General features: G+C 40.4%; 14 protein-coding genes and 1 riboswitch. Of the genes, 9 read left to right on the top strand and 5 right to left on the bottom strand.

The window, feature by feature from the left end; translation table 11 throughout:
- Positions 1–235 precede the first annotated feature (235 nt).
- The 5 genes from PSI06_RS10940 (at position 236) to PSI06_RS10920 (ending at position 8,118) form a co-directional block, all read left to right on the top strand.
- Complete coding sequence (locus PSI06_RS10940; protein ID WP_004585999.1) at positions 236–1,420, top strand: efflux RND transporter periplasmic adaptor subunit; 1,185 nt, start codon at positions 236–238, stop codon at positions 1,418–1,420.
- Positions 1,421–1,431: 11 nt separating this feature from the next.
- Complete coding sequence (locus PSI06_RS10935) at positions 1,432–4,572, top strand: efflux RND transporter permease subunit (protein WP_004585998.1); 3,141 nt, start codon at positions 1,432–1,434, stop codon at positions 4,570–4,572.
- A 111-nt stretch (positions 4,573–4,683) separates the two neighbouring features.
- Positions 4,684–4,766: riboswitch (cyclic di-GMP riboswitch) on the top strand.
- A 95-nt stretch (positions 4,767–4,861) separates the two neighbouring features.
- Complete coding sequence (locus PSI06_RS10930) at positions 4,862–5,422, top strand: chitin-binding protein (RefSeq protein WP_248443760.1); 561 nt, start codon at positions 4,862–4,864, stop codon at positions 5,420–5,422.
- Positions 5,423–5,541: 119 nt separating this feature from the next.
- A complete protein-coding gene (locus PSI06_RS10925) occupies positions 5,542–7,659 on the top strand; it encodes a S9 family peptidase (protein ID WP_407073072.1) in 2,118 nt (705 codons plus the stop codon).
- Between the two features lie 60 nt (positions 7,660–7,719).
- A complete protein-coding gene (locus PSI06_RS10920) occupies positions 7,720–8,118 on the top strand; it encodes a hypothetical protein (protein ID WP_126008615.1) in 399 nt (132 codons plus the stop codon).
- Between the two features lie 16 nt (positions 8,119–8,134).
- Here PSI06_RS10920 and PSI06_RS10915 read toward each other — a convergent pair whose 3' ends face one another.
- Positions 8,135–8,890, bottom strand: a complete 756-nt coding sequence (locus PSI06_RS10915; RefSeq protein WP_126008613.1) for a LytR/AlgR family response regulator transcription factor — start codon at positions 8,888–8,890, stop codon at positions 8,135–8,137.
- A 242-nt stretch (positions 8,891–9,132) separates the two neighbouring features.
- On the opposite strand from PSI06_RS10915, the gene PSI06_RS10910 reads away from it, so the two are divergent.
- A complete protein-coding gene (locus PSI06_RS10910) occupies positions 9,133–12,075 on the top strand; it encodes a TonB-dependent receptor domain-containing protein (protein WP_273605019.1) in 2,943 nt (980 codons plus the stop codon).
- 282 nt (positions 12,076–12,357) lie between these two features.
- Here PSI06_RS10910 and PSI06_RS10905 read toward each other — a convergent pair whose 3' ends face one another.
- Entirely contained in the window at positions 12,358–12,831 is a 474-nt protein-coding gene (locus PSI06_RS10905) for a Dps family protein (RefSeq protein ID WP_004585992.1), read from the bottom strand.
- Positions 12,832–13,177: 346 nt separating this feature from the next.
- Between PSI06_RS10905 and PSI06_RS10900 the strand changes: the two genes are divergently transcribed.
- On the top strand, positions 13,178–13,387 hold the full coding sequence (locus tag PSI06_RS10900) for a hypothetical protein (RefSeq protein ID WP_024033977.1): 210 nt from the start codon (positions 13,178–13,180) through the stop codon (positions 13,385–13,387).
- Here PSI06_RS10900 and PSI06_RS10895 read toward each other — a convergent pair.
- Both PSI06_RS10895 and PSI06_RS10890 read right to left on the bottom strand, forming a co-directional pair.
- Positions 13,384–13,989, bottom strand: coding sequence for a PGAP1-like alpha/beta domain-containing protein (locus tag PSI06_RS10895; protein ID WP_004585990.1), 606 nt, complete (start codon positions 13,987–13,989; stop codon positions 13,384–13,386). The genes PSI06_RS10900 and PSI06_RS10895 overlap by 4 nt on opposite strands.
- 17 nt (positions 13,990–14,006) lie before the next feature.
- Positions 14,007–14,543, bottom strand: coding sequence for a YaeQ family protein (locus PSI06_RS10890; RefSeq protein ID WP_273603745.1), 537 nt, complete (start codon positions 14,541–14,543; stop codon positions 14,007–14,009).
- Positions 14,544–14,854: 311 nt separating this feature from the next.
- On the opposite strand from PSI06_RS10890, the gene PSI06_RS10885 reads away from it, so the two are divergent.
- On the top strand, positions 14,855–16,036 hold the full coding sequence (locus PSI06_RS10885) for a tyrosine-type recombinase/integrase (RefSeq protein ID WP_273603744.1): 1,182 nt from the start codon (positions 14,855–14,857) through the stop codon (positions 16,034–16,036).
- Here PSI06_RS10885 and PSI06_RS10880 read toward each other — a convergent pair.
- A complete protein-coding gene (locus PSI06_RS10880; RefSeq protein ID WP_273603743.1) occupies positions 16,028–16,888 on the bottom strand; it encodes a hypothetical protein in 861 nt (286 codons plus the stop codon). The genes PSI06_RS10885 and PSI06_RS10880 overlap by 9 nt on opposite strands.
- 379 nt (positions 16,889–17,267) lie before the next feature.
- On the opposite strand from PSI06_RS10880, the gene PSI06_RS10875 reads away from it, so the two are divergent.
- Positions 17,268–17,954 carry a YagK/YfjJ domain-containing protein gene (locus PSI06_RS10875; protein WP_273603742.1) on the top strand — a complete coding sequence of 229 codons (687 nt, stop codon included), beginning with the start codon at positions 17,268–17,270 and terminating at the stop codon, positions 17,952–17,954.
- The last annotated feature ends 173 nt before the right edge of the window (positions 17,955–18,127 follow it).

Genomic DNA, 18,127 nt, shown 5'->3' with positions numbered 1-18,127 from the left:
TTGTTCGCACACCTTCTCGATGAAATAATAGCTTAAACCTGTAATTTGTTGATTTTAAATAGTAAAAGTTTGTAACAAAATATAATAAATGCGATGAATAGCAGGTGTTTGTTAACGGGTACACAGCTATATTTAGTTCCCAATTTGATTTGTAACAGTTGCTTACAAATGTCAGGTTAATGTTTTATTGCGCTCTGTTATTATAGTGTTAGTAGAAATATGAGGTAATTAGGATATGCAATCAAATTCACTGAGATGGGTGTTCCCATTTGTAGCATTAGCCATTGGTGTAGTGGGCTTTATGGGAATAAACGCTATTGCACAAGAAGATCAAAGTAAAACAGCAGTAGATACACGCCCCACCGTGCAAGTTGAGCCTGTAGAAGCTAATAATCATCAAGTAATAATAAACAGCTATGGCGAAATAAAACCATTAGAAAATACGCAGTTGGCGGCGCAGGTGTCGGGCGAAGTAATTAGCTGGCACCCTAACTTTGTAGCGGGTGGCGTGGTTTCTCGTGGCGATACACTTATTAGCATTGAAAAAGACAACTACGAAGCAGCCGTATTGGTAGCCGAAGCCGATTTAGCGCGCGCAAAAGCGGCCTTAATTGAAGAGCAAGCGCAGGCAAAAGTAGCCGAAGACGAAGCAAAGCGTTTTCCGAGTAAGGCACGTACTGACTTGTTTTTACGTAAACCGCAGGTGCTAAGCGCCCAAGCCGCGGTTAAATCGGCGCAAGCCGCATTAAAAAGAGCGCAACGCGATTTAGAAAACTGCGATATAAAAGCACCTTACGATGCGCTTGTTATAAGCCGCAATGTGGGGGTAGGCCAGTTTGTGGCTATGGGCGCACAAGTGGCCGATTTAAATAATATAGAAACAGCAGAGGTTATTATTCCTATTGCTGGTTTTGATAGCGTATTTTTACCGGAGCGAATTAAGGGCATTAAGGCCACTATTATTCAAAAAGGTTTAAACAGTTTTACACGTGAAGGCGTGATTGACCGCGACTTAGGTATTGTAGATAACGCGACGCGCATGAGCAGCTTAGTGGTACGTATTGAAGACCCTTACGCCTTAAAAACACAGCAACCGGCTATTAAATTTGGCAGCTACGTGCAGGTTAATTTTGCAGGTGCCATGCTTAATAATATTTACCGTTTGCCGCAATCATTAGTTAATAACCAAACGGTGTGGATAGTTAACGAAAACCAAGAGCTTGAACCGCGCAAAGTAACCGTAGTGAGAGAAGAAGGCGAGTACTTTTATATTAGTAGCGGACTTAACGCCGATGATAAGTTGGTTACCACGTTACCTGAGTACCCACAAAAAGGCATGCAGGTTAAAGTGGCTGGCATGGGCGAGCCAAGTAACGCTAATACAAACACCGAAAGTAGCGCTGATGCGCAACAGTTGTAAGGTGTAAATTAATGAGCGAATCAATTGAAAAAAAACAAACAGGGCTAATAGCTTATTTTGCTAAAAACTCTGTTGCAGCCAACCTAATGATGGTTTTTATCATCATCATGGGGATTATTAGTTACTTAACCATTCAGCGCCAAATGTTTCCTAATGTAGAAATTAACTACATTAATGTTGAGGCAAATTACCCCGGTGCCTCACCACAAGAAATTGAAGAAAGCATTCTTATAAAAATTGAAGAATCACTAAAGGATGTGACCGAAATTAAAAAGGGCGTGTACCGCGCCTTTAGAAATGGCGGTAGAGCAAGCCTTGAAATTAACACCGATGCAGAGCTTACCGATGTACTTGATAAGGTAAAGCTGCGCGTTGATGGTATTGCAACCTTTCCTGCAGGTATGGAACCGGTCACCATAAGTCAGATTGAGTTTAGACAAGATGTTATAGGGATGACCTTAGTTGCTGATTTGCCGCTGACAGAACTCAAACCAATTGCCAATCAAATTGAAGATGAGCTATTACAGCTATCAAACGTGTCGTTGGTAGAAAACGATGTGCCGCTTGATGAAATTGCCATTGAAATCGAACCAGACACTTTGCGCCAATACAACTTAACCCTAAGCGATGTAATGACCGCTGTGCGTAATTACTCTGCTAATTTTTCGGCGGGGCAACTAACAACAGATGCAGGGATTATTTCTGTTCGGGTTGAAAACCAGTATTACTCCGGCGATGAGTTTAGGCAAATTCCGGTAAAAATAGGCGAATACGGCGCTAAAGTATTGCTTCAAGACATTGCTGTTATTAAAGACCAATTTACCGAAGGCGAGCGCTACTTTAAATTTAATGGCGAAAACGCAGTGTATATGTCGGTAAAGGCAACGCAAGATCAAAACATGATCCCCGTTGCCGATTCGGTTAAAGCATTTATTGAACAAAAAAATACCCAGCTGCCACCGGGCGTTAGGTTAGAGCCATTAATGGACATGACGTACTACCTAAATGCGCGCCTTGATATGATGAAAGCTAACTTGTTTCAAGGAGCAATATTAGTCGCTATTATGCTTTCGTTATTCTTGCGCTTTAAATTAGCGCTTTGGGTAATGATTGGCTTACCAGTGTGCTTTTTAGGCGCCATGATGCTAATGCCTTTATTTGGTATAAGCATTAATATTATTTCGTTGTTTGCTTTTATTATGGTGCTCGGGATTGTGGTAGATGACGCCATCGTAATAGGTGAGGCCGCCTATACTGAGGTTGAAAAAAGCGGAGGCGGAGTTGAAAACGTCGTCCGTGGTGCTAACCGTGTAGCAACCCCTGCTACATTTGGTGTACTAACAACCATTGCAGTGTTTGCCCCGTTTACACTTTCAAGCGGGCCAGAAAGCGCCTTCTTTTACGGTATTGCTGTAGTAGTTATGCTGTGTTTAGTATTTAGCTTAGTTGAATCAAAACTTATTTTACCGGCGCACATTGCCCACACGCACTTTTCACCTATTAAAAAAGGGGGCTGGCGCGATAGGTTTAATACCCGCTTTTTTGGTTTTGTAAATGGCCCTTATAAGCGTTTTATATCGCGTTGTGTAGATTGGCGTTGGACAGTATTGTTTGGCTTTATTGCTATGTTTTTTATAAGCATTGCGCTGATCACATCAAATAAAGTACGCACTGTACCCACTCCTAAAGTGCCGCATGATTTTCCGCAAATTCAAATAGAAATGAATGACAATGTGTCTGATTTACAAACTATTGCAGCTATTCGTGAAGTAGAAGCCATGGTGTTAAGAGTTGATGAAGAAACAGAGCGTGAATTTGGCCAAAAAATAATTCGTGATGTACTGGTATTTAACCAAGGCAGAACGGAGTCTCAGTTACTTGCGCCGTTGGTTGATGAAGATTTACGCCCTTATAACGCGTTTGAACTTTCGCGCCGCTGGCGAGAAGCTATGCCAACCATTGCCGGTATTAAATCACTCACTATTGAAGATGATGTTGGCGGCGGTGGCGGCACCGGCGAAGGCGAATTTGGTTATTTACTGTTTGGCTCTGATATAGAAACGCTTAATGCGGCAGGCCGTCGTTTTATTCAGCTATTGCAGCAACAAAAAGGCTTGTTTGATATAAGCTCGACCATTGACCCTGCTAGCAAAGAAGTGCAAATGAGCTTAAAACCTGTAGCTTACGATTTAGGGCTCGACCTTGCTAACATTGCAAACCAAGTAGGCGCTAGTTTTTATGGTGGCGAAGCGCAGCGTGTAATACGTAACGGCGAAGAAGTAAGAGTAATGGTACGTTACCCTAAACTGACTCGCGAAGCGTTTTCATCGCTAAAACACACTGTAGTTACTACACCGCAAGGGCGTGAAGTACTTTTAGGCGATGTGGTTGAATTAACCGAAACGCCGGGTATTAGCTATATTCGCCGTGAGGGCGGTTATCGTACTGTTTATGTGTACGGCAGTATTGATGAAGAAGTTATAGAGCCAGGCGAAGTGGTTTCGCAAGTAAAAGAAAACTTACTGCCGCAACTTAAAGAAGAATACCCAAGTGTTAAATCAGAGCTAGGTGGCGCAATAGAAGAGCAACAAGCGCAAGCTAATGAGCAGCTGCTGTTTTTTGTAGGCGGCATGATTTTAGTTTATATATTGCTTGCTGTACCACTTAAAAGTTATGCCCAGCCGCTTATTGTTATGTCGGTTATTCCGTTTAGTTTAACGGGGGCTATTTGGGGGCACTTTTGGTTTGATTTAGACATTAGCTTAATGTCGGGCTTTGGTTTAATAGCCGCGGCCGGCGTAGTAATAAACGACTCGCTGGTAATGACCGACTACGTAAACCAAGTACGCCGAGAGGGTGTAAGCGTTAAAAACGCGGTAATAGAAGCCGGTTGTGCACGCTTTAGGGCAATATTATTAACCTCTATTACAACCTTTGCAGGGGTTTTGCCCATAATGTTTGAAACCAGCTTACAAGCTAAGTTTGTAATCCCTATGGCAGTAGCGCTAGGCTTTGCGGTAATGTTTGCAACACTAATCACCCTTATATTGGTGCCGTGCTTGTACATTATTTTAGGCGATATTGGCGGCGTGTTTAAAATGGCTTTTCGAAAAGTATTTAGGCGAAAAGCCCCTATAAACCAAACCTCTTAAACTATTAAAAGCCAACTTTAACAAGTTGGCTTTTTAGTTATTTAGGGTTATATAAAAATCTCGGTTACATTCTTTTGTTTGAATAAGCTTTGCGCACGTTTTATAATCACTTTTTTCTGTTGGCAAATTAGTCGAAAGGCTAAGACGCAAAGTTTCCGGTCTAAGGTGTAAACTACGATAGCGGGGCTGCTGCATAATTTTTATACGGTATTGCTTGCCCTCAGTGTCGTTTTTGTGTATCCATATGATATGGATAAAATTTTGTGACTCTTAAGGTGTTACTGTGTTTATGCATACGTCGTTGGCCTGTGGAAAATGGTCAACTATAGGTTGTTTAAACCATCATACTCAATTATTCATTGGGGATGTGGTTAGTGTAACCTTTTCAGACATGCAAGGAGTGCTTGTTGATTTATCGTTTGATTATAAAATTACCTCTTTAGAACAAGGTGAGCCTCATGCTTGGCCACGCTTAGTTGCTGAGTATATAAACGTGCATGTGCCACTGGTAAGTGCAGGTAGAATGACCAAGCAAGGGTTGGTTGTTGGCTATAGAGATAACGAAATATTTGCCCTAGAAAGTAGTGGTATTAACAAGGCAAAGGTTGATTTTCATTGCATTGCAAAGTGCGATACCCCCGCTAAGTGCGCCAACCAAGCATATGATTTTGTATACCCTAATGGGGGTGAACAATACAACGCGGGGACTCGCGTACTGCAGCCTAAAACCGGTTATATATACCAATGTAAGGCATGGCCATTTAGCCAATTTTGCAGAACTAATAAAGATCCAAGCTTTGAGCCTGGTATCGGAAAAAGCTGGGCAATGGCCTGGACTAAGGTCTCTTAACGCTTTTAAAATAAAAACCATCTTCCCATGGGTGTAATGACAAGAATAAGATTGCAGTAATTTTAAAATTTGGACTTATACCTCAAGCCCACTCTCTATGAGTGGGCTTTTTTATTTTTATGATAAACTGCCTGCATTGTTATTTTTTATACGGTTTTGCTGTGTCTTTAAGTGAATTTTCTTCTCAATCATTAGCTCGTTTTCCTGTTGCTAAAAAGCAACCTCATCAATTAACTATGCACAATAAAACGCGCACCGATAACTACTACTGGATGCGCGATGATGAGCGCGAAAACCCAGAAATACTCGCCCATTTAGCAGCCGAAAATACATACTGCGATGAGCAACTAGCCGCAATAAAACCACTTCAAAACAGTATTTTTGAAGAACTAAAAGGGCGTATCGTAAAAGATGACAACACGGTGCCGGTTAAAGATGGTAAGTACTGGTATCACTCAGAGGTACGTGGTGACGATGAGTATTCGCGTCATTACAGAAGCACAAGTATTAACACCGATAACAAGCAGTTACTACTTGATGTAAATGCTTTAGCTCAAAACCATGAATTTTACGAACTAGGTGAAGTCGCGCTAAGCCCCTGTGAGCAATTAATGGCATACAGCGAAGATACCGAAGGGCGCAGAATTTACAGCGTACATTTTAAAAACCTGCAAACAGGTGAAATGCTCAGCGATGTTTTAGAAAACACTGAAGGGCAAATTGTTTGGGCTAACGACAATAAAACCGTATTTTACGTTAAAAAAGACTTACAAACGTTACTGGGTTTTCAGGTGTTTAGGCATGAACTAGGCACAGCGCAAAGCCAAGATGTTATGGTGTACGAAGAGCACGATAAAAGCTTTTTTATGGGTTTGGGTAAAAGCCGTGACGAGAGCCTTATTATTATAGATTTGGCCACCACCGAAACAAACGATACCTGGGTGCTTGATGCCAATAACCCGCAAGGAGAATTTAACGCATTACTACCGCGCGAAGAAGGGCATGAGTTTGATATAGATAAACACGGCGATACATATTACATAGTAACCAACTGGCAAGCTAAAAATTTCAGACTGATGACGGCAACAAGCGAAACGATTGCAGATAAAACGCAGTGGCAAGAGCACACCGCGCACCGTGAGCATGTATTGCTTGAAGGCGTAGAGATATTTGACGACTTTTTAGTATTAACTGAGCGCGAGCAAGGTCAAGCTCGCTTTGTTGTTATTAACCAAGCTCAAGAGCGCATGGCGCTTGAATTTAGCGACCCATGTTACTATGCCGCTGTGGCGATGAACCCCGAGCCACAGGCGCGTTCGGTACGTATTTATTATTCAAGTCTAACCACGCCTGGAACGTTGTACGATGTTGATTTAGCCACGGGCAAAAAAACATTGTTAAAACAGCAGCAAGTACTGGGCGGGTTTGATAGTGCACTTTATGCCTCTGAGCGCTTATTCGTGACAGCACGCGATGGCGTGCAAGTACCTGTTTCATTAGTTTATAGAAAAGACACCTTTACCAAAGATGGCACTAACCCACTGTTTCAATATGGCTATGGTGCATATGGTTACACGATAGATCCGAGCTTTTCGAGTACCTCATTGAGTTTGCTAGATCGCGGTTTTGTGTATGCGATTGCACATGTTAGAGGCTCCGAAATGCTAGGACGCCATTGGTACGAGCAAGGTAAAAAAGAGCATAAACAAAATAGCTTTAGCGACTTTATTGATATTACAAAGGCTCTTGTAGAGCAAGGCTACGGTGATAAAAACAAAGTATTTGCCTCTGGTGGCAGTGCAGGTGGTTTGTTAATGGGCGCTGTATTAAACCAAGCGCCAGAGCTTTACTTAGGTGTAGGGTGTCATGTGCCATTTTTAGATGTGTTAACCACCATGCTAGATGAAAGTATTCCACTTACCACTAACGAGTATGATGAATGGGGCAACCCAAACGATGAACACTTTTATGATGTAATAGCCGCGTACTCACCGTACGATAATATTAGCGCCCAAGATTACCCGCATATTTTAGTCACCACAGGCCTGCACGACTCTCAAGTACAGTATTGGGAGCCTATGAAGTGGGTAGCAAAAATGCGAGAACTCAAAACCGATAACAATATACTGGTATTCAAAACCGACATGGATGCAGGGCATGGCGGCGCATCTGGGCGTTTTAAAAGCCTTGAAGAAAAAGCCCTCGAAATGGCCTTTTTTATTGCGCTTATAAATTAACTGCAAAATACGCAAAATGTATTAAGCTTTAATGAAGCACTGATATATAAAAGGTTATTTATGTTTGGAGCACATGGAGAGTTTTATATTTGCTCTCAGCCACCCACCATGTATTTAAAGCTAATGGGTAGTTTTAATAATGAAGGAATTACTTTACTAACGAATGGCGTGGTGAACGAACTAAGTATGCACCCCAAAGGCGCGGTAAAGTGTGTTGTGGTTAATTTAGAAGAATTTGAGTTAATAACTGTAGATAGCATGGACTCGTTAGAGGCGTACTTTGCCAGCGTAAAAGAGCGTGGCTACGAACGCGTAGATTACTTATATGCAAACATTATTGCTAAAAATATGTTCGAGAAGGTCTGGAACAACAGCGATATTGAAGTTAACTTTTATAAAGACTCAGAAAGTTACCTACAACAACACCCAGACGATGAATACATTAAAACCTACTGGTAAATAGAATTACAAGCCCCTATGCTACGGGGCTTATAATGCTCTCTAGGCAGTTTTTGTACCTTCTTGATAAATTTAACGAGATATTGTTTTTAAGCTTCACTTTATAGTCGCCGCTGTCTGTTGGCATAAGCTCTTTTATGGCATGTTTTCTAACTAGCGTGGAGCGGTGAATACGTATAAAACCTTCAGGCCCTAGCTGTTGCTCAATGTTTTTCATGGTTTCACGGTGTAAAACGGGGGCGCTGTTACCATTAAAGTGTAGCTCTACATAATTACCCGCACCGTTTATCCATACAATATCGTTAATATCTATTAAACGTACCTTTCCTACATCTTTAACAACAATATGTGCAGCAATGGGTTGCTCGTTTTCAGATGCGGCTTTAAACAAGCGCTCGGCTTGTGTGGCTAATGGGCATAAATGAATAAGCTTATCGAAGCATTTTTCAAGCCTTGAAGCGGTTGCATCGACGGTTAAAAAATCGACTGCGCCGACTTCAAACGCAAAATTAGCAAATTCAGCCGACCTAGCAATCACCACCACTTTCATTGTTTTAGCCAATTCAGTTAGGTGCACTATTTGAGTAGGATCATTTAAATTAGATAATTCGTAAAAAAGCACATTAAAACGAGAGGTATCTATTTGATCTAAACGCTGCTCGGGCAGTTGCGTTTGCGAATCAAAGTGACGGTGAGCTTGCACCTGCTGAGTTAAGAATGTTGCAAATTTGCTCGTGCTAACTCTAATTAGTGCATGAAAGTAAGTAATCATAAAAAAATCCATCTCTAGAGTGTGTAGTTATAAAGACCGTGTATTTAATAAAAAATGTTAAAAAAAATTTAATCTAATTTATAACAATCTGGGATAAGTACCTTCATCCCATATATCCTGCTGTTTGTACCTGACTAAATGCCTATTAAATAATGCGCATAGTGTCTTAAAATTATTCCACTTAATGTTGAAATGTTTGTAACCAACCAGTTACAAAAATAACATTTCAGGGACATTATAGTATGAAAAAAATAAATAACTTAGATAGTCGTACATTTAAAAAATCTTCATTGTCTTTAGCACTTAGTGCGACAGTGCTTGCTGGCTTTTCTTTTCAAGGTATAGCCGCAGAAGAAGACGAACTAGAAAAAATAGAACGCGTGCAAGTAACGGGTTCTCGTATTCGTTCAGCCGAGGCGATGTCATCTGCACCTATACAGGTTGTAAGTGGCGAGGCAATTGATGCATCGGGTTCTTTAAACATTCAAAACCTACTGCTAGAAAACCCAGCATTTGGTTCTCCAGCTATTAGCCGTACTAACTCTAACTTTTCAACTGCAAGCGCGGGTGTAGCTACTGTTGATTTGCGTAACTTAGGTTCAAACCGTACTTTAGTACTTGTGAATGGGCGCCGTTATGTATCGGGTGTACCTGGTAGCTCGGCAGTTGATTTAAATACCATTCCTAGTCAATTTATTGAGCGCGTGGAAATTATGACCGGTGGCGCATCATCAGTATATGGCTCTGATGCGGTTGCAGGTGTAGTTAACTTTGTATTAAAAGATGACTTTGAAGGCGTAGAGTTTGAAGGCCAATACGGCGAATCAAGCGAAGGCGATGATGAATCGCGCCAGTTTTCTTTTACCTCGGGTTTAACTACGGGTGATGGCAAAGGTCAAGCCATGTTCCACTTAGGCTACTCAGACCAAGGTGCTGTGTTTTCGCGCGACCGTGAGCGCTCTGCAGTAGACCAATTTTCAGGTATTTATTTTGAAGATGATCCGGCGGCAAATCCGGGCTCTATTTTTGAAGCCGTTAATCCGTTTTTCTCATCATTTCCGCCACAAGGGCGTTTTGATGCAGGCGATACACGCTTTACTTACGATCCAAACAACAACTTACAAGACTCGTTTAGCACCAATGGCGGTGACGGTATAGATGCCAACGGCTTTAACCGAAGTGGCGTACGTACCATTGCTATACCAACAGAGCGCTACTTATTTGCCTCAAATGGTAGTTACGAGCTAACAGATAAACACAGCTTCTTTTTTGAAGGGACGTACGCATCTAGTACCACTATTTCAGAGTTAGAGCCTTTTCCGTTTGCCTCAGATGACATTTATGCCAATGGCCGCGTGCCAATTGAGTTTGACGTAAATGGCGAAATGCTCAGAAATGCCTTTGTGCCAGATGATATCTATAATGCAGCAACAGACACCGACGGTGATGGTGCTAGAGATATCTTTTTTGCAAAACGTTTAAGTGATGTAGGTAACCGTGGTGCCCGTGCAGAGCGAGATACATTCCGCTTAGCTGTGGGCTTTCAGGGTGAGATTAACGACAGCTGGTTTTACGATACCTACTATGTGTACGGTAAAACGAAAGAGTCGCAAGTCTCTGGTGGCTTAGTAAATGTACAAAGCTTTCGCCAAGGTTTAGAGGCGGTAATTGATAGCCAAGATTTAGATGCGGATGGCATTACCGATGAAGCGATTTGTATTGATGCAACAGCGCGTGGTTTTAATTGTGCGCCAGTAAACATTTACGGATTTAATTCACTATCGCAAGGTGCAATTGATTTTGTTAGTGCGCCAAGTACGCTTTCTACGTCGGTAGAGCAAGAAATTATTGGCGGTAATGTCTCAGGTGATTTATTTGAGCTGCCTGCGGGTATGGTAGGTATTGCGGCTGGTTTTGAATACCGCGAAGAGTTTTCTCGCAGTGAATTTGATGCCCTACAGCAAGCGGGCTTAAATGCCGGTAATGCAATTCCTGCAACCGAAGGTTCTTTTGATGTAACTGAATACTATGTTGAGGCTAACATTCCAGTGCTGGATGCGGTAACAATGAACGCCGCAGTCCGTTTATCTGACTACTCAACAGTAGGTAATACAGAAAGCTGGAACGTAGGTGTTGATTGGGAAGTGATGGATAGCTTACGCCTTCGTGCTACTCGTGCTCGTTCTACACGTGCGCCTAATATTGATGAGTTATTTTCACCGCCTTCGCAAACATTCCCTAGTGGTTTAAACGATCCATGTATAGGTGTTACAAACAGTGGCGGTGGCGCTGTAGGTGATGCGTGTCGTGCCGATGCGGGTGTTGCAAATAATATTGCATCAAACGGTGAGTTTACCCTTAACCAGTCTGATTTACAGGGTATTAGTGGTTTTAACCGTGGTAACCCAGACTTAAAAGAAGAAGTGGGCGACTCTGTGACTGTGGGTGGGGTATTTACCCCAGAGGAGCTAATTTCGGGCCTTGACGTTACCCTTGATTACTTTGATATAGAAATCACAGATGCGATTGTATCTACACCTCGCCAATTTATTTTAGACCAATGTTATGGCGGTGGTGACGATAGCTTCTGTAGCTTTATAACTCGTCGTAGCGGCCCTTCTGGTAATAATAGCGCAGGTTCACTTGAGTTTATTGACAGTGGTGTATCAAATAGTGGTGGTTTAGGAACTGAAGGTGTTGATTTAACACTAACTTACTCTGCCGATATTGGCCCAGGCGCATTTAGAACTCGCCTTGCATACACTTACTTGATTGACGGTTACACTATTCCGTTACCGGGTGCGGATAAAGATGAGTTTGCTGGTGAAATTGGCGCATCTGAACACAAAGCTAACTGGAACTTAGGCTATAAGCTTGATGACTTTGATTTTAACTGGAGCATGACCTACATAGGGGCTGCTGACTTTGATGATCAATTCTTAAGTGGCTTTGGTATTCCAGCTGGCGGCGTGGGTATTGGCTCAGTAACCTACCATGATGTACAAGCAAGCTATCATATAAGTGACGCGGTAGAGCTATACGCTGGCGCTAACAATTTATTTGATAAAGAGCCTCCGCGTATACTTTCAGGTGTAAGTGGCTCAAGCACAGGTACTGAAACCGACGCAGGTACGTATGACCCAATCGGACAAACCTTCTATATTGGTTTTAGAAGTAAATTTTAAGCAGTTAATACTGCACAATTGTCGTTTTTCCAGCTTCACTTAATTAAGGAGCTGGTATTAACAAAAGCCCCAGCCGTTGCTGGGGCTTTTTAATGCAAGCGCGACAAGGGTGGGCTAGTTTGCTTTAAAATTATTTATGCTCCGCTTAAACCAAAAACAACGCCACTGGTAACAGTGGCGTTGTTTAGTCAATAGGGGGCGCTAATATAGTATCCGAATCGCAAAGAAATTTACGATTCTCCCTATTTGTAGCCCTCCCCTTTTGAGGGCTTATTTTTTAGCTTAGTCTAAGTACGCTTTTAACATCCATACTAGTTTTTCTTGCTCTGAAATATAATCACCCATTAATGACGCTGTACCTTCATCATCTGCATCGCCTGCTTGAGTAAGTACTTCACGTTGCATTTTAATTAGTGTGCTGTAGCCAGCTAATAGGTTTTCTACGGCTGCGGTACCATCGCTAATGTTTTTAGCTTCTTTAATTTCACTTACTTCTAAGTAATCAGAAAACGCATGTAGTGGCGCACCATCTAACGTTAAAATACGTTCAGCAATTTCATCTACTTTTTCAAGCAGAAGATTGTAAATCTCTTCAAATTTAATGTGTAATTCAAAAAAGTTACGGCCTTTAATATTCCAATGAAAACCGCGCGCATTCATGTATTGAATTTGGTAGCTGCTCAATAATGTATTGAGTGACTTAACAATGTCTTCGCTTTTTGCGCTGTTTAAACCAATTGCATTTACCTGTGACATACCTTGCTCCTTGATGAACCGTTTATTTATAAACTGATGATCATTATCGCTCAGTGCTATTAATTAGTAAAATTGTTTAAACCAGTCAATGCAATAGGTTTTAACTATTAATAACGTACAGCGCAATAAATCACTCATACAATATAGATGGGTTGAATTTATTAAAATTCTACCCCTTAACAATAAAATAAAGACAAAACATGGATAAATTATGATCTAAAACAAGTTTTCTACAAGGTTGAATATTGGCTATTTGATGTATTGATCTAAATCAGTAAATGCTTATGGCTGTAGCGCATAATTCACTCAAGCAAAATAAATATCTTAAATTTATTGGAGAGCGATTATGGATGCAAAAACAGTAAAACAAAATAAAGCAGAGTTAATAGTGGTAGGTATAGCCGTTATAGCATTTGTATTGGGGCTGGTGGCGCATTTAGCAGGCGCAAGTTTTGCCAATGCCGACACGTTTGGCTACATTGCCGCACCCATGCCACTTATTTTGGGGGTGATATTTTTAATCAGTTATAAAATAGCAGAGGCGGGCGAAGACTAGGCTGCTTCGTTAAGGCACTTAATAATGTACTCAAGCACTTGGCGAGAGTAAATCATACTGGTATGGCTTAAATGAAACACTTTATGCTCAGCCATGCCTTTAAGCTTGGTTTCGTCTAGTAAAACGGTGCCATCGGACTGACTACCTTTGACAATTAACGGCATTAACCCAATAGGCAAATCGCCAGCAATACTATAAAGCTTGGCCTTAAACGGCCAGTTACCATTTTTAGTGAGTAAAAACTCGACGCTGTTTTTTAAAAAGGTTTCAAACCCTTTTTGCTTCATCTTTTGCGCTATGTGGCTGCCTTGATGGGGTGTGCCAAGCGTAATCACTTTAGTGACATGGTGACTCGCTGGCGTGCCTGCCTCTAAGTAGGCGCGGGCAATTAATCCGCCCATAGAGTGACATACTAATGCAGAGGGCTCATCACCAATAAACTCATCAATTTGTTTAAATATGGTGCTTAAGTTAGGGTCGAGCGTATTGTAAGTGAGATTCAGTACTTTAACTCCAGACTGTTCAAGACGAGAGCAGAGCGGGCGCATAACAAAGCCCGACATATAAAGGCCGTGTAATACAATAACGTGGTTTATTTTCATACGCCCTTACCTACAATTTACATTAACTGTTGTGGTTTTATTTCGATATTAGCGGTATCAGAACTGACCCACACATCACCATCTTGAACGGTAATGGTAAGTTTTATATTGCGGTCTGCTAAATCTGCAAGTGCCTGAGTAGCGGAGTAATCAAGGCTAAAAATACTTAAGTTTTTAAAATCGTACAATTTAGGTTGATGTTTTTGCCACCAAATAGCTTGGTTGTTTTCGCCATAGGTATAAAGCACCACTTTTTTAGCTTTATTGCAGGCTTTTTTAAGACGCTTTTCATCTGGCAGGCCCAGCTCAATCCACAGCTCTATCTCTTCACTGTAGTTTACATGCCAAAGCTCAGGTTCATCGTCGGCACTTAAGCCTTTGGTAAACTCTAAGCCATCACAACTATTTAGCGCATAGGCTAATAAGCGAATCATCAAGCGTTGCTCGGTTTCAGAGGGATGCTGTGCCAACGTTAAATTAAAATCTTGGTACACGTGGCGGTCCATATCGCTTAACGATAATTGCGCTTTAATAATGGTAGATTTAAGAGCCATAATATCTAATCTAAAAAAATTTGCGCCAGTATAGCGCAATTAAATGAATTGCCAGTTAAAATAGCGTCAAATTATATGTTAGGAGTTAAAAATGGCTATCCAGTGGTTCCCTGGGCGCTTGAATTAACTTCCATCAGCATACGCAGAAATAATTTTGTATAAATAAAATCAGTGGTTTGTCGTTATTTCATTCCGCCACATTCCGCATGATGATTACTAAATCCGAACCATTCAGTACCCCACTCAGTACCCCCAGCTTTAAAAATACTATATACTCATGTGATTAACTGAATATATAGGTTATGCGAAATATGCGTTTAACTGATCGCAAGATAAAATCAATTATAGCCACAGGCAAAGAACAAACCTTTTCAGATGGTAATTGCTTAGTGTTGCGCGTTAGGGCGAATGGGACTAAATCTTGGCGGTTTAAATATACAGTTAATAAAAAAGTTACCAAAATTTCTTTAGGTGCTTATCCTGCTGTTACTCTAGCTGAAGCCAGAAGTGTGGCAGTAAACTATATGCAGCTTTTAGCTAAAGGCACTGACCCTAAAGAATACGAAAGTGCGAAAAAGCTTGAAGCAAGTAGGAAGCTAGCTAATACATTTTATGCTGCCGCAGAGCTTTGGTTTGAACGCAAACAGCCTACTGTGACGCCTCATCACGCAGCTAGGGAATGGCGAACGCTTGAGATGTATATTTTCCCCAAGTTGAAAGACACGCCTTTAGAAAACATTACAGCGATTGATACCATTGAAATTCTCAGACCACTTGAGACTGACGGAAAACACTCCACAATTAAGCGTATTTGCCAAAGCTTAAACCAGATCATGGATTACTCGGTAAATCATGGTTTTATCAATGCCAATCCACTAGCAAAAATTATAAAAGTATTTACCAAAAATACAGTAGAGCACATGGCTACTATTAGACCCGAAGAACTACCTGATTTTTTAACCGCTCTGAATGGCTCACAAACCATTCAGAACAAAACAAAGCTTTTAATTTTGTGGCAATTGCACACTATGACTCGCTCAAAGGAAGCCGCAGGCACTAAGTGGGCCGATATTAATATTGAAGATGCTGTATGGGTGATCCCTGCTGAAGAAATGAAGCGCAGAAGAGTGCACCGAGTACCTTTAACGCCTGCTACTTTGGCAATACTTGAACAAATGAAACCACTCAGCGGTCACCATGAATATGTATTCCCGAGTGAGCGTAATGAAAAGAGCCATGCAAGTACCTACACAGTTAATGCAGCTATAAAGCGAAGCTTAGGCTACAAAGATAAGCTGGTGGCTCATGGCTTGCGTTCCGTTGCTTCTACAGCGCTTCATGAGAAAGGTTATGATAGCCTTTTGGTCGAAGCCTGCCTAGCCCACGCAGATGAAAATGAAACAAGAGCAGCATATAACCGATCTGACTATCTTGAGCAACGCAGACCTATAATGAGTTGGTGGAGTGCAAATGTTTTACGGAGCTCACTTTAGCCTTGAGTGAGCTTGCTCTATTAACAGTTCAATAGTCTTATTTAGGGGTAATCGCTCTTTGTCTGCAATTGTTTTTAGCTTAATTTTGATATCATTTTTAAGCATGTAGTTTGATGATGTCCTTTCTGCATTCTTATTCCTGTACTTTCTTTGTGAGTTTGCCCGTTTTATCTTGATGATAAAGTTTTCTGCGTAGTCCGGGTTTGTTAGATAAGGTAAAGTATCGAAAAAGTACTCTATGAAATTTTTCTTTCTATCAAGTGTATTAACATTACGGCTTGGTTTGTCATGAAATACATCTTCGATAGGGTTTAGACTATTATTAAGTGAACCTCTGCGTTTGAACTGGTGTTTTGAAATATAATCCATCACCCAATCTACACTCTGCTCATCTTTAAAATTTATCCATGATGTTCGGTTTTTGATCTTTTCAAAGTCATTTATAACTTTGGTTATGTGATCACTGAAAACAAAAATTTGTGAAGTATGTTTCATATAAGCTATATCTAATAATGTCCTTACTTGAGCATACTTATCTTCAGATAGAACAACTGGCAATTCATTCTTACACTTTATGTTGTATAAATATGACTGCACGAAATTTATTAGTCTAGTATGGCCCTTTAAACCCTCACAAACAGGACCTTCCAGTTTATGCCTATTCCAGTTATTAAATGCCTCGGTAACATCATCATCATGAAATTCATTTATGGCTCTTAGATGGTCCTCAAAGCTTTGTTTAATTGAATCACCATCTAACAAGGGCAAGTACGAATAAATGAAACAAGCTAAGCGGGGCGAACCACTAATTTTTTTTCGAATACAGTCAATGCTTTCTGTTACTAATAACATTATCACTCCGTAATTTCTTAATGTTTTTTTTGATTTATTTTGCAGTTAATTTAAATTTTAATAAGTGCTTTATTAATGTGTTTTTAGTTATATTTATTTGGCTAAAGTACCGCTCTAGCTGGCTCTAGTCAATTTTAAGGTGCAAATATCAGTTCGAAAGCAGCTAAGTGAAATGTAAATGTATATTTTTATACGCGAGTGAGCTTTAGGATGGAAGTTGTTTTATGTTGTGGGTTCGACGATGTCAATAAGTCTTGATTTCGTATAGTTATTATAATTACTACAAATTACAGCTATTAAAATTCAATGTTATTTATCTAGCTGGTATCTTTTTACACAACTCAAATTTTTTATGGACTATTCAAAATTTGAGAAGAAGATGAAACAGAAAAAAAACATAAAAATAGGTATTAGCCCTTACAACAAAAACCAAGCTATCTACACAGATTATTGGTCATTAATTAATAAATCATTACTGTTAGCTAATGATAGCTACCCAAGGTTATCTGCAATTCGGTTTGACTTACGCATAGCTGATATGAAAAGTGCTAGTAACAGCTTGACCACTGTTATGAAGCGTTTCTTCACTTCTTTACAATCTAAAATAAAACACAACTCTAATATTAAGGCTCATGCTAAAACTCAATACCTGCGGTATATTTGGGTAAAAGAAAAAGGAAATGAAAAAAACAAAGAGCACTACCATGTTTGTCTTTTTTTAAATAAAGATGATTTTGGCTTTCTAGGTCAGTACAGGGAAAGTAAGAGAGGGATTAAAACAGTAAAAAATACATTGCGTGAATCTATTGTTCAAGCATGGGCTACAGCCTCTAATGTAGAATTACTTATGGCTGAAAGGTTAGTTTATTTTGGTGAAAGACCTGTTCATTGGCTTGATAAGAAAAAAAGTGATTATTTTAACGAGCTAAATAACGTTAAAAAAAGACTTTGCTATATGGCTAAAGTCGAAACTAAGGAGTTCTTCGGTAGGAAGATAGGTATTGGTGAGTATGAAATTTATAGACCTAAAACGAACAGGCAGCTCCATTTTAATAAAAAGAAATAGTTATAAAGAGGGCTATTGCCCTCCGCTCAATGCTAACTACTCATTATGTAGTGGCATAGTTAATTTGGCCACCCATTAAGAAAGAAATGTTATGCTAATAAGCATACAAATTTGGGTGAAAAAATGACGAAATTAAAACGCGCAACGTATTCTGCGGCAATCAAGTTAGAAAC

Origin of the sequence: Pseudoalteromonas sp. GABNS16E (assembly GCF_028598715.1) — a bacterium.
GTDB classification, from domain to species: Bacteria; Pseudomonadota; Gammaproteobacteria; order Enterobacterales; family Alteromonadaceae; genus Pseudoalteromonas; species Pseudoalteromonas atlantica.
The sequence above is the reverse complement of the archived record's forward strand: the minus strand, read 5'-3'. Positions and strand labels throughout refer to the sequence as shown.

What these genes read in the sequence shown, in the direction of transcription:
- PSI06_RS10905 (WP_004585992.1), bottom strand. Translation starts at nt 12,831, where the DNA reads ATGTCACAGGTAAATGCAATTGGTTTAAACAGCGCAAAAAGCGAAGAC.
- PSI06_RS10900 (WP_024033977.1), top strand. Translation starts at nt 13,178, where the DNA reads ATGGATGCAAAAACAGTAAAACAAAATAAAGCAGAGTTAATAGTGGTA.
- PSI06_RS10890 (WP_273603745.1), bottom strand. Translation starts at nt 14,543, where the DNA reads ATGGCTCTTAAATCTACCATTATTAAAGCGCAATTATCGTTAAGCGAT.
- PSI06_RS10880 (WP_273603743.1), bottom strand. Translation starts at nt 16,888, where the DNA reads ATGTTATTAGTAACAGAAAGCATTGACTGTATTCGAAAAAAAATTAGT.
- PSI06_RS10935 (WP_004585998.1), top strand. Translation starts at nt 1,432, where the DNA reads ATGAGCGAATCAATTGAAAAAAAACAAACAGGGCTAATAGCTTATTTT.
- PSI06_RS10875 (WP_273603742.1), top strand. Translation starts at nt 17,268, where the DNA reads ATGAAACAGAAAAAAAACATAAAAATAGGTATTAGCCCTTACAACAAA.
- PSI06_RS10915 (WP_126008613.1), bottom strand. Translation starts at nt 8,890, where the DNA reads ATGATTACTTACTTTCATGCACTAATTAGAGTTAGCACGAGCAAATTT.
- PSI06_RS10940 (WP_004585999.1), top strand. Translation starts at nt 236, where the DNA reads ATGCAATCAAATTCACTGAGATGGGTGTTCCCATTTGTAGCATTAGCC.
- PSI06_RS10925 (WP_407073072.1), top strand. Translation starts at nt 5,542, where the DNA reads ATGATAAACTGCCTGCATTGTTATTTTTTATACGGTTTTGCTGTGTCT.
- PSI06_RS10885 (WP_273603744.1), top strand. Translation starts at nt 14,855, where the DNA reads ATGCGTTTAACTGATCGCAAGATAAAATCAATTATAGCCACAGGCAAA.
- PSI06_RS10920 (WP_126008615.1), top strand. Translation starts at nt 7,720, where the DNA reads ATGTTTGGAGCACATGGAGAGTTTTATATTTGCTCTCAGCCACCCACC.
- PSI06_RS10930 (WP_248443760.1), top strand. Translation starts at nt 4,862, where the DNA reads ATGCATACGTCGTTGGCCTGTGGAAAATGGTCAACTATAGGTTGTTTA.
- PSI06_RS10910 (WP_273605019.1), top strand. Translation starts at nt 9,133, where the DNA reads ATGAAAAAAATAAATAACTTAGATAGTCGTACATTTAAAAAATCTTCA.
- PSI06_RS10895 (WP_004585990.1), bottom strand. Translation starts at nt 13,989, where the DNA reads ATGAAAATAAACCACGTTATTGTATTACACGGCCTTTATATGTCGGGC.